General features: G+C 39.3%; 12 protein-coding genes and 1 other annotated feature. All 12 genes read right to left on the reverse strand.

The annotated features are described in order from the left end of the window. Positions 1-206: 206 nt before the first annotated feature. The 12 genes from rplT to ACQKEV_RS10795 all read right to left on the reverse strand — a co-directional run bounded on the left by rplT (position 207) and on the right by ACQKEV_RS10795 (position 12,280). Entirely contained in the window at positions 207-566 is a 360-nt protein-coding gene (gene rplT, locus ACQKEV_RS10740) for a 50S ribosomal protein L20 (RefSeq protein ID WP_427445155.1), read from the reverse strand. A 45-nt stretch (positions 567-611) separates the two neighbouring features. Next, positions 612-812: a 50S ribosomal protein L35 gene (gene rpmI / locus ACQKEV_RS10745; RefSeq protein WP_016426709.1), complete on the reverse strand. Its 201-nt coding sequence runs from the start codon at positions 810-812 to the stop codon at positions 612-614. Between the two features lie 29 nt (positions 813-841). Next, positions 842-1,348, reverse strand: coding sequence for a translation initiation factor IF-3 (infC, locus tag ACQKEV_RS10750; RefSeq protein ID WP_269925484.1), 507 nt, complete (start codon positions 1,346-1,348; stop codon positions 842-844). A 316-nt stretch (positions 1,349-1,664) separates the two neighbouring features. Further along, complete coding sequence (gene thrS / locus ACQKEV_RS10755) at positions 1,665-3,587, reverse strand: threonine--tRNA ligase (protein WP_427445151.1); 1,923 nt, start codon at positions 3,585-3,587, stop codon at positions 1,665-1,667. Positions 3,588-3,643: 56 nt separating this feature from the next. Then, positions 3,644-3,877: a binding site (T-box leader), on the reverse strand. 59 nt (positions 3,878-3,936) lie between these two features. Further along, complete coding sequence (locus tag ACQKEV_RS10760) at positions 3,937-4,680, reverse strand: ABC transporter ATP-binding protein (protein ID WP_427445148.1); 744 nt, start codon at positions 4,678-4,680, stop codon at positions 3,937-3,939. A gap of 1 nt (position 4,681) precedes the next feature. Beyond that, positions 4,682-6,313: an ABC transporter permease gene (locus ACQKEV_RS10765; protein ID WP_427445145.1), complete on the reverse strand. Its 1,632-nt coding sequence runs from the start codon at positions 6,311-6,313 to the stop codon at positions 4,682-4,684. Positions 6,314-6,386: 73 nt separating this feature from the next. Further along, the gene (locus ACQKEV_RS10770) at positions 6,387-7,454 is read right to left on the reverse strand and encodes an extracellular solute-binding protein (protein ID WP_427445143.1); all 1,068 of its coding nucleotides are present in this window, start codon (positions 7,452-7,454) and stop codon (positions 6,387-6,389) included. A 251-nt stretch (positions 7,455-7,705) separates the two neighbouring features. After that, positions 7,706-8,647, reverse strand: coding sequence for a primosomal protein DnaI (gene dnaI, locus ACQKEV_RS10775; protein WP_427445140.1), 942 nt, complete (start codon positions 8,645-8,647; stop codon positions 7,706-7,708). Continuing rightward, positions 8,634-10,037, reverse strand: a complete 1,404-nt coding sequence (locus ACQKEV_RS10780; protein ID WP_427445137.1) for a replication initiation and membrane attachment family protein — start codon at positions 10,035-10,037, stop codon at positions 8,634-8,636. Before ACQKEV_RS10780 ends, dnaI begins: the two co-directional genes overlap by 14 nt. A 21-nt stretch (positions 10,038-10,058) precedes the next feature. Beyond that, the gene (gene nrdR, locus ACQKEV_RS10785; RefSeq protein ID WP_427445135.1) at positions 10,059-10,529 is read right to left on the reverse strand and encodes a transcriptional regulator NrdR; all 471 of its coding nucleotides are present in this window, start codon (positions 10,527-10,529) and stop codon (positions 10,059-10,061) included. A gap of 119 nt (positions 10,530-10,648) precedes the next feature. Beyond that, positions 10,649-11,032, reverse strand: a complete 384-nt coding sequence (gene speD / locus ACQKEV_RS10790) for an adenosylmethionine decarboxylase (RefSeq protein ID WP_016426700.1) — start codon at positions 11,030-11,032, stop codon at positions 10,649-10,651. Between the two features lie 225 nt (positions 11,033-11,257). Then, the gene (locus tag ACQKEV_RS10795; protein ID WP_427445131.1) at positions 11,258-12,280 is read right to left on the reverse strand and encodes a glyceraldehyde-3-phosphate dehydrogenase; all 1,023 of its coding nucleotides are present in this window, start codon (positions 12,278-12,280) and stop codon (positions 11,258-11,260) included. Positions 12,281-12,405 lie beyond the last annotated feature (125 nt).

A 12,405-nucleotide genomic window follows, 5' to 3' on the forward strand; every position in this document is an offset into this window, starting at 1 on the left:
TTTGAGCGATAAATGCTCCAGTATGAGCGATAAATCCTTTATTTGAGCGACAAATGCCTCGATATGAGCGATAGAACTCTCTATATGAGCGATAAATTTTTCACAATCTATTTCCTATCAATTTAATTAAACTTAAAAATCACTATGTATTTATTAGTATAAAAAAAGGCTGATGGAAAATCCATCAGCCTTTTGAAAAAGTAAGATTACTTGTTCATTGATTTTTTAGCAGCTTCTGCTAATTGTGTGAATGCTGCTGCGTCTGTAACAGCTAGGTCAGCTAACATTTTACGGTTAACTTCGATACCAGCTAATTTCAAACCGTGCATTAAACGGCTATAAGAAAGACCGTTCATGCGAGCTGCTGCATTGATACGTGTGATCCATAATTTACGGAAGTCACGTTTTTTGTTACGACGGTCACGGTAAGCATAGTTACCTGATTTCATAACTGCTTGGTTTGCTACTTTATATAATAATTTTTTAGCTCCATAATAACCTTTTGCTAATTTTAAGACTTTCTTGCGACGTCTTTTTGTTACTGGTGTGCTTTTTACGCGTGGCATAATAATTACCTCCTGCTATTATTTCGTACGATTAAATTTTGAGTATTATTTCATGTAAGCGATTAGTGATTTGATACGTTTGTAGTCTCCTGAAGAAACTAGTCCACCTTTACGAAGTTTACGTTTAGCTTTAGTAGACTTATTAGCGAATAAGTGACTACGGTATGCAGATGCACGTCTAATTTTTCCAGAGCCAGTCTTTTTGAAACGCTTCGCTGCTCCGCGGTGAGTTTTCATTTTTGGCATGTCGAATTCCTCCTAAACTGTCGTCAATCTTACTTTTTCTCGTTCTTCGGTTGAAGAATCAAGAACATGCTACGGCCTTCCATTTTCGGTTTTTGTTCAACCGTGGCTACCTCAGCACAAGCTTCTGCAAATCGATCTAACACGCGTTGGCCAATTTCTTTGTGCGTAATTGCACGGCCTTTAAAGCGGATAGAAGCTTTAACTTTGTCCCCTTTTTCAAGGAACTTGATTGCATTTCGTAATTTCGTTTGGAAATCATGCTCATCGATTGTCGGGCTCAAACGAACCTCTTTCAATACGATAATCTTTTGATTTTTACGAGTTTCACGATCTTTCTTTTGATTCTCAAATTTGAATTTACCATAGTCCATGATACGAGCGACTGGTGGCTTGGCTTGAGGGGCCACAAGGACAAGATCCAAATTAACGTTAGCGGCAATTTCAAGCGCTTCAAAACGTGTCTTTACTCCTAATTGTTCACCATTTTGGTCGATAATTCGAAGTTCACGTGCGCGAATACCATCGTTTACATACATGTCTTTGCTAATAGTAATCCACCTCCAGGTAGTGTCGCGAATACATGGTTTGGGCATATCGTTTATCGATGTTCTCCAATAAATCGGTTACGCCGTTCCGGACCAATAAAAAAACGAGCGGACATTTACATAAGTAGATGTCCGCCCGCCGATATATGCAAGTACAACGCTGTACGTTACGTTCAATCGTGTGCCGACCTGTCAACTACATCTAGTGTCAATCAGGTGAGAAGCGGGCAGCCTCTTCTTATACCACAAACTTTGTATTCATTAACCTTAATAACAATATCACGTACAGCAACCACTGTCAACAACTTTAGTTAACTTCTTGTTGAATACGTGAAAGGAACTCGTCAAAAGGAATGCTTTCGGAATTTTGTTCTCCGTATTTACGTACATTGACAAATCCGCTTTCCACTTCTTTGTCGCCAAGTACCAACATATACGGGATTTTTTGCATTTGTGCTTCACGGATCTTATAGCCAAGTTTTTCGTCACGGTCATCCATGTCGATTCGTAAGCCAGCTGCCTGAAGTTTTTCAATAACACCTTTGGCATAATCAAAGTGAACTTCGTTCGATACAGGAATTACCTGAACTTGAACTGGTGCCAACCAAGTTGGGAATGCACCTTTGTATTCTTCGATTAGGAATGCAACAAAACGTTCCATTGTTGACACGACACCACGGTGAATAACGACCGGACGATGTTGCTTTCCGTCTTCGCCGATATATGATAAGTCAAAACGCTCTGGCAACAAGAAGTCCAGTTGAACAGTTGAAAGCGTTTCTTCTTTTCCTAATGCTGTTTTCACCATAACATCAAGCTTAGGACCGTAGAATGCCGCTTCGCCTTCTGCTTCGAAGTATGATAGACCAAGCTCATCCATTGCTTCTTTTAACATGGATTGTGCTTTATTCCACATATTATCATCATCATAATATTTCTCTTTATCTGCCGGGTCACGATATGACAGTCGGAATGAGTAATCGTTTAAGTTAAAGTCTTTGTAAACATCGATGACTAATTGCACCACGCGTTTAAATTCGTCTTTGATTTGATCTGGACGGACGAAGATATGTGCATCATTCAACGTCATTCCACGTACACGTTGAAGTCCAGTCAATGCGCCTGACAGTTCATAACGGTGCATTGTACCAAGTTCCGCAATACGCATTGGCAAGTTACGGTATGAGTGAATGCCATTTTTGAAAATCATCATATGATGCGGGCAGTTCATCGGACGAAGTACCAAGTCTTCGTTGTCCATGCTCATGACAGGGAACATGTTTTCTTGGTAGTGATCCCAGTGACCACTAGTTTTGTAAAGCTCAACGCTTCCCATAACCGGTGTGTAAACGTGATCGTAACCAAGCTTTACTTCTTTATCGACGATGTAACGTTCGATAATACGGCGAATAGTTGCGCCTTTAGGTAACCACATTGGTAATCCTTGACCAACTTTTTGTGAATTCATGAATAGGTCAAGCTCTTTCCCGATTTTACGGTGGTCACGTTCTTTTGCTTCTTCAAGCATTTTCAAGTGCGCAGCCAATTCTTCTTTAGTAAAGAAAGCTGTTCCGTAGATTCGTTGCAACATTTTATTGTCGCTGTTACCTCTCCAGTATGCACCGGCAATACTTAATAATTTAAATTCTTTTAATTTACCAGTCGACGGCACATGTACGCCACGGCATAAGTCGAAAAACTCACCTTGTTCATAAATGGATACTTGATCATCTTCAGCAATTGCTTCTAGTAATTCAATTTTGTATTCATCCTCTTTGAACTTTTCAAATGCTTCTGCACGAGAAACATTGTGGCGAACAATTTCAATATTTTCATTAATGATTTTTTTCATTTCTTTTTCAATGACCGGCAAATCTTCTGCAGTAATTGGTTCTGGTGAATCAATATCGTAGTAGAATCCATTTTCAATAACAGGACCCACGCCTAATTTCACATCTTTGAAAAGACGTTTAACTGCTTGAGCCAATAAGTGGGCTGAACTGTGACGCAATACTTCCAATGCCTCATCCGAACCTGGAGTGACAATGGCAATTTCTCCATCTTGCTCAAGTGGTGCTTTCAAGTCCACAAGCTGGTTATCCAGTTGACCCGCTAACGCTTTTTTGCGAAGGCCAGGACTAATCGATGCTGCAACGTCTTCGGTTGTTGTGCCTTTTGGGAACTCCTTTATCGCGCCGTCTGGAAATTTCAATTGAATTGTTTCTGACATTTTAGCCACTCCTTCTTTTTATCGTTAAAATTGAACACAAAAAAACCTCGTCCTATGAAAGGGACGAGGTTTGAGTTCGTGGTTCCACCCTTCTTCCTTCTCTTCAGTCCAAGACTAAAAAGATGAAGCTTTGAGCCGGCTAACGGGCCGTTACCGTCAACAGTTACTAATGACTTCACTGTTGCTGCTCCGAGGTGGTAAATTGAGTGTCGTACTTAAGAAGCTTTCAGCCATGGCTTCTCTCTCTAAAAAGTCGTACAGACAAATGTTGTCCTCTTCTTGGCATTTCATTATTCTTATGTTGACATTTTACTCTTGCATGAAATCAAATGCAACTCCAAATTTAATATTATACACTCACTAATTCACGGGTTTCTTGTATGGGTACGAATTGTGGGGCTGGATGGGGATGAAACCCAAGCAGATCACAAGGTCGGCCAATCATATCAATGCAGCCATCTTTTAATTTTACGATGCGGTCTGCTAACGCATGGGCATCATTTTCATCGTGCGTGACAAAAATTGACGTGATATTCGCTTTTTTAAGAATTTCACGTAGGTCCTTGCGAATTTTAACTTGCAGTTCGGCATCCAGGTTACTAAATGGTTCATCTAACAAAATTAAATGTGGGTTTGGCGCAATCGCTCTTGCAATTGCAACTCGCTGTTGCTGCCCTCCACTAAGTTGATGAGGATAACGTTTTTCATAATCCTGAAGTTCTACTAATTCAAGTACTTCTGCGAGCCGTTTTTTCTTTTCTGCTTTTTTCATTTGGAATAAACCAAAAAGAATATTCTCCCCAACCGTCATATGTGGAAACAACGCATAGTCCTGAAATACCATGCCAATGCCCCGCTTCTCCGGTTGAAGAAATGTTTTGCCGTCAAAAATGACTTCATTTTGAATCGTCAAAGTACCTTGAGTTGGTTTTTCCAGTCCAGCGAGGAGACGCAGTATCGTGCTTTTTCCACTGCCGCTTCTGCCTAATATAGAAATAACTTCACCTTTTTCAATATTCATTGAAAACTGGTCAAGTGCTGATCGGTCTGTATTTGGATATGAGAAACAAACATTTTGAATGGAAATAAACATGTCAATCTGGCTCCTTTTCGAGAAACTTATAGAAAATCACAATGGCAAGGGCACTAATACCGACAATTAGTAAGGAAGCTTGTGAAGCCTCCATGATTTTTTCATCACTGGCATATTGGAATGCCTTCGTAGATAGTGTATCAAAGTTAAATGGACGTAAAATTAAGGTTAATGGAATTTCTTTTAATATATCAATGAAAACCAAAATATATCCGCTAATGATTGCACCTTTCAGCATCGGTACATCCACTTTAAAGAATGTTTTTGTCAGGCCAACGCCGAGAAGTCTAGAAGCATCACGGAAATCCGTTCCAATTTTATCGTATCCAGATTCAATGGAATTATAACCAATCGCAAAGAATCGGATTATATAGGCAGATATTAACATCGTCAAACTTACACTTAGCACAAGTGTTGTCCCAACTCCTAGTATTTGATACAAAGGGGCGAGAAAACGATCTAGTGCAATAAATGCAGTAACAACTGCCACAGCGATTACGGCTCCTGGTATAGAATAACCGAGAATTGTTAGCTTAGGCAAAAGTTTCGCCACTTTGCCATGCACCAGTCGACTGAAGTTGCCGACAATCAAAGCGAACACAATAATTGCGAATGCACTTATGCCAGCCACTGCAACTGAGTTTTTTACGTAAGTCAGAAACTCCCCCATAGGAATGGTACCAAGTGTCAAGAACATCCAATCAATCAGCTGGATAATTGGTATGAAGAAACCAAGACTTAAAATAAGTAACCCGTAACCCGTTGCAATAATAGCTTTCCATCCCTTTAGTTGAATAAGAGGCAATGGACGCACTTTCGTGGTGGAATAACTGTATTGCCTTCTTCCACGCAATAATTTTTCGATCATGAGAATTAAGATGACAAACCCCATCAGGGATGCGGCAAGTTTAATTGATGATTCAATATCACCTAAACCAAACCAAGTTTGAAATATTGCCGTCGTAAATGTTTGGATACCGAAGTATTTCACTACGCCATAATCATTTAACACTTCCAGCACAACTAAACTTGCTCCACCAATAATGGAAACCCTGGAAATCGGAATGACGACTTGGAAAAAAGTGCGCCAAGGACCTTTCCCGAGCATTCTTGCACTTTCAATCAATGAAGCGGATTGTTGAGATAAGAAAATCCGCGTAATCGTATACACATATGGATATAAAAACATCGTATAAATAAAGATCGCACCCGGTAGATTCATAATGTCAAAAAACGAAGGATTCAGATCCATTTCAAACCGTTCTCTAAGAGTCGTTTGAATCACTCCAGTGTAATTGACAATTCCGTGATACGTATATGCTCCAATAAAAGGTGGAATAGACAGGGGCAAAATTAGAGCCCATTTCAAAAATTTTCTTAATGGAAATTGATACTGAGCGATTAACCATGCTAGGCTCAATCCTATAAATATTGTTAATAGAGCTGTAATGCTGATGAGAATCATTGAGGTTTTAATGAACGAACCTAAAACAAATTCTTTCATATGTGCCCAGTTTTCATTGGCTGCTGAAAAAATCCCCGTTACAATCGTTAAGTTAGGCAAAAACAGGAGAATCATAATGATTGCTGCTGATACCGTCCACATATTTACATTTGCCAATCTTCTTTGCACGTACCTGACACCTCATATCCAATCGCAAGAAATCCCTTGTTACGCATAAACGTAACAAGGGCTAATGATTTAATTATTTCCAACCAACTTCGTTGAAGATCAAAATTGATTTTGCATTGTTGTCACCTAGAACTGATAAAGGAATATCTTGTTCTTTGAACTCGCCCCATGATTTAAGTAATTCAGTCGGTTCAACTGATTCGTTCACTGGGTACTCATAGTTTGCTTCCGCAAATGTTCCTTGAGATTCTGGAGATGAAAGGAACTCAAGTAATTTAATTGCATTATCTTTATTTTTCGCTGTTTTAACGACACCAGCACCACTTATGTTCACATGTGTACCTGTTGTGTCTTGGTTAGGGAAGAAAATGCCTAAGCCTTCAGCTACTTTAACTTCTTCAGGATCTTCAGAGTTCAGCATTTGGCCAAAGTAGTACGTGTTCATAATCGCAACATCGCCAACACCAGCAGCAATTGCTTTTGCTTGGTCACGGTCTCCACCTTCAGGATCGCGTGCAAAGTTTGATACTAATCCTGCAGCCCACTCTTTTGCCTTCTCTTCACCATTGATTTCAATGAAAGAAGCTAACAAAGATTGATTATACACATTTTCCGAACCACGAATCAAGACGCGACCTTTCCATTGGTCTTCAGTTAATGCTTCATAAGTTGATAATTCTTCAGGTTTTACAGTTTCTTTATTATATACAATCACACGTGCACGTTTAGTTAAACCGTACCACATTTGGTCTTTATCTTGAAAATTAGCTGGCACTTGCTCATCCAGAACATCACTTGATACTGCTTGAAGTAAGCCATCATCTTTTGCACGGTATAGACGACCTGCATCGGCTGTAAGGAATAAATCAGCTTCCGTTGCATCGCCTTCACGTTTAATACGCTCAAGTAATTCGTCAGCTTCACCTTTAATTACGTTTACTTTGATGCCAGTTTCTTCTTCGAACTTTTTGTAAAGCTGGTCATCTACATCATAATGGCGAGCTGTGTATAGGTTTACTTCCTTACTTTCGGTTGTTTCATTCGTTTCTTTATTCTTTGTTTCTTTAGAAGGTGTATCGTTGCCACATGCCGACAATACGACTAAAGCAAAAGCTAAAACAAGAAATAATGCTTTTTTCACTGGATGTCTCTCCCTTTGATTATGTAGTGAATCATTGAAAACGATTCTCACTCTCAATTATAGATATGTAAATGAGAATGTCAACAGTTCTCCCGACTTCAATTTATATTCAAATAATTCATAAAAATTGAACAACTATAGTGTGTCTATAATTACTAGTTTTTTGTCATTTTCTAATAATAATTTTCGCTTTTGAGATTTTCCCCCAAAAAAACTACCCGACTTAAACAGTCAAGGTAGTCATTATCTATTTAGCCATCTCTTCTATTTTTCCCACTCAGACGCATCGGAATGGTTATAGAACGAATTCGTTCCATGATCCGGGCTGCTTTTACAAGTTCCCGTTCGCCTTTTCCTGAATAAGCTAGATGTTCTTCTAGTCCGTCATAATCAAAGTTTGAAGTTATGAACGTCGGTAAGTTCTCTGCCATTCGATAATGCAACACGGTTCCTAAGATTTCATCGCGCGTCCAGCTTGATAACGTCTCAGCACCTAAATCGTCCAGCATAAGAACGGGCGCTTTTTTGACATAATCCACTTTTTCCTGAAGTGATTGATCCTGAATGGCGTGTTTCATTTCACGTAAGAATTCCGGTACATACACAAGTACTGTTTTTATTTTCTGTTCTGCAAGTTCATTTGCCAGGGCACCCAATACATAGGATTTCCCAACGCCAAATTCACCGAATATATAAAAGCCTTTTGAAGGTAAACTACCTGTGGTTTTCACTTCTTCCATAAATGCATTCGCTGCTGTACCGAGATTCACACGTGTATTGTGATCGTATGTAACCGTAGCAAGTCTTGCCTGCAAAACATCCTTTGGCATATGCATACTCGAAATCATAGCAGAAACTTGGCGGCGTTCATCTTCAATCGTCTTTTGTCGGCATCTTGCATAATCGAGGTCAATTGAGCCACGTACAATCGTTAGATTCGGTACATAACCTTTCATAACATTATGACAGCTAGCCACATTTTCACAAGATTCACAGTCATGGTTTTGAGAAGTATATTCGTACAGTTTATGAAGTCCCCGGTCCACCATATCTTTATTGACCAAATCGGCGTTTTCCGCCAAAAAAGCTTGGACACCAGGATCCTCAAGAATTTCGGTTTTCATTTTTTCATAGCGCTTCGAAAATTCAGGTGCATTCACGACGCGTTTTAACGTTTCACTAATTGGTTCCATTCGTTTTCGCCTGCCCCTCTGTTACACCGAGTTTTTCAAGCAATTGCTGTTTTTTCGCTTCCCAGTCTTCTGTTACTTCATTTTCAATCGTTTGTTTGGTTGAGCGATTTTCTTTCGCTTTATAGAACCATTCCGGCACTTTTTCATCCCGGACATTTTTACGTTTGTAAGAAGTAGTGGAAGCGGTTTTGGCTGAATTCTGCCAATCCATATACTGGTCATGTTCCTTGCGTGATATTTCGATTGCCTGTTCACAAGTTTGTATATTTTCGCGTTGCCAGTGTGCTGCAATCTTGTGTACATAATTTTTGTTGAGTTTCATTTTCGCTCTGATCAACACAAATTGCAGAAGGACATTGACGACGGCTGGAGGAAAACCATATTTAAAAATCAGTTCATTGGCTAAATCTACTTCCACAGGAAGAGGTTCCTTGCCATTTGATAAATCCCTTAATACTTCCAAAGGTGGCGTCTCTTCAAGATATTTAATGAGAGACTGGTCTTTAGACATTTTCACTTCCTGCGAAACCGCTTCTCGTTGCACACCAGCTTTTGGCATGAGTCTTGGAGGTTTAGAAGAAATAGAAAGCTTGTAATAATCAGCTGCTGTTTTTTTCAAACGTTCTTCCGTAATGCGGTTTTGATCATCAATCGCCATCATTAACACTTTTTGCATATCAATTGCATTTAAGGAATAGAGGAAGGCTACTTTGGCAATCAGTTCCTTAACAGATAAAGTTAATACACTAGAAGGAATCATCACTTCAGACAATCCTGACTTCAATAGATCAAAGTCGAAATCCATTGAATAGAAAGGAAGTTTCTTCGGTCGCACGGAAGTTTGTTCACTCTGTCCCGGTTCAAAAATATGTCCGAGTTTATTGTAATCATGATTGCTTTTGAAAACGTCCTGCAGGTCACGCGATATATTTTCATACCCGCTTAAAATCGGTTGCTTCTTAATGAAACGTTCTCTTATTCGTATATACGCTTTTTCGTGTATGACACTATATAAGGACGTAGCTAAAATCGGTTCACTAAAGAAAGAAGTGGCATCCAGTGGCGCCACTACCTCGTAAATGAAGAGACGTTTATCGTCATCATCCTTTTTCCATGTTTTCATCAACCCAATAGCTTCGAGTGCCACACGTGCGTCAAATATCTTCTTTAAAGACATATTCAACACATCCATTAAATAATAGTGTGTCAATTGTTCTGTAGTTTCGCCTTCCGATTCGGCCCATAATGTACAGTACAGACTCATTGCATCGGAACCGATAATTGGTTTATACAACATGGTCACAAGCTGGCGATCCTTGTCCGTCAGTGTATGGGGCATTTGGATGATGAAGCTATCTACCGGCTGTAGTTCTTTGAATAATAGTTGCATGCCACATCGTCCTCCTGTCCCTTATTGTTTGTCTTCTGGACTTTTCTTTAATAAATCTTTTAATTCATCTATAAACACATTAATGTCTTTAAATTGACGATAAACAGATGCAAACCGAACATATGCCACTTCATCGATGGTTGCAAGACGATCCATGACCATTTCACCCACATCTTCCGATTTCACTTCGGAATTCCCAATTCTGCGTAATTCTTTTTCGATTGAAAATACGACTTCTTCCAATGCATCAAGTGAAACTGGACGTTTTTCGCACGCACGAATTAGGCCTCTTAACACTTTTTCATGGCTGAATTCTTCACGTGAGCCATCTTTTTTCACAACGATCAATGGCATTTCTTCTACTTTTTCAAATGTTGTAAAACGGAAACCACATTCTTCACATTCTCTTCTTCTGCGGATTGCTTTATTGTCGTCTACAGGTCTAGAATCGACGACACGCGTTCCATTAAATTGACAAGCTGGACATCTCATAGTTTTATCTCCTGAATTTCGTCATTCGTATAGTGTTCCTATTATATCAAAAAAAGTTCATTAAAATCGAAAAAGCAGAGGAATTTCTCCCTCTGCTTACTCAGTTTACAGTTTAATTGTTATGCATGCGCTGTTACGCGAGCTTTACCCGCAATAACAGGACCCATACCACGTGGAATTTCTGTCATTTCACGAGTTTGAGATCCAAGTGCATCAGCAATATATTTAGCAGCAATTGTTGGATCTAAATCACCACATGTATATACATCAATACTTGCGTAACCGTGTTCTGGGAAGCTGTGGATTGTTAAGTGTGATTCAGAGATAATCACGACTCCACTTACACCTTGAGGTGCAAATTTGTGGAATGCTACTTCACGAACTTCTGCTCCAGATTTAAGGGCTGCTTCTACAAATGTACGCTCGATATATGTCTCATCGTTCAATTTGTCAAATTCGCACTCCCATAGTTCAGCAATTACATGACGCCCCATTGTTTCCATGGTTCGTTTCCCCCTTTGATAGGTTTTTTTTAGTTTGGTGTATCATCAAAGTCGACTACCACGGGGGAAAGTTAGTCCAGAGAGGTCCTAACCCTTTAAGCAGTCAGTTGTATACAATAAAAGTACACGATTCACATTATATGGTTTAATGTCACACAATGCAAGTGTTCGAGAAAAAATAATACCTTCCTACATTTGAGAACAAGTAGGAAGGAATTATTTTATTTATGCAATTACTGTATCTTTCAGTGCAGCGCCAACTTTTTTAGTCAAATCTACCACGCGTGCTGAGTAACCCCATTCATTATCATACCAAGCGAGGACCTTCACTTTACGAGTTCCCATCACCATTGTTGTTAAACCGTCAATGATAGCTGAGTGTGGGTTTGAATTGAAGTCAATGGATACAAGCGGTTCTTCAGTGAATTCAAGAACACCTTTCATTGAACCTTTCGAAGCTTCAATAAATGCAGCATTTACTTCTTCAACCGTCACATCCGTTTGAAGGTCGACAACCAGGTCCACTAACGACACGTTTGGAGTCGGTACACGAAGAGACAAGCCATGAAGTTTACCTTTTAGCTCTGGTAAAACTAATGATAATGCTTTTGCAGCTCCTGTAGACGTAGGGATGATGGATTGAGCGCAAGCTCGTGCACGTCGCAAATCTTTATGCGGATTGTCTAAGTTCTTTTGATCATTCGTATACGCATGTACAGTCGTCATAAGACCATTTTCAATACCAAATGTATCGTTCAAAACTTTCGCAACTGGCGCAAGGCAGTTTGTTGTGCAGCTAGCATTTGAAATAATGTCATGTTTGTCGATATTTAATTGATGATCATTTACACCCATTACAATCGTTACGTCTTCGTTTTTCCCAGGAGCAGTCAAAATTACTTTTTTAGCTCCAGCTTGTAAATGCAATGCCGCTTTTTCGCGGTCGTTAAATTTTCCAGTTGCTTCGATAACAATATCAATGTTCATTTCTTTCCATGGCAATTTCAATGGATCACGATCACTAACTAGTTGTACACGTTTACCATTTACAATTAAAGCGCTTTCTTCAATGACAATGTCACCTGAAAACGTTCCATGATTTGTGTCATACTTAATCAAATGTGCTAACGTTTCGGCTGGATAACTTGCATTAATTGCCACCACGTTTAAATCATCTTGAAGAATTGCCTGACGAAATACCATACGACCAATACGGCCAAAACCATTAATTGCGATAGAAGCTGACATGAAAAATCCTCCTAGAAGTATGTTATACTGTTAATCTTTTACCTGAAATTAGTATAACACATTCTAAATTAAGTTAAACACTTTGTTGACAATGTAGAAATGTTCTATTTTTCAGAAAGTGGGAC

Source organism: Paenisporosarcina sp. NPDC076907 (assembly GCF_050269735.1).
Lineage (GTDB): Bacteria > Bacillota > Bacilli > Bacillales_A > Planococcaceae > Paenisporosarcina.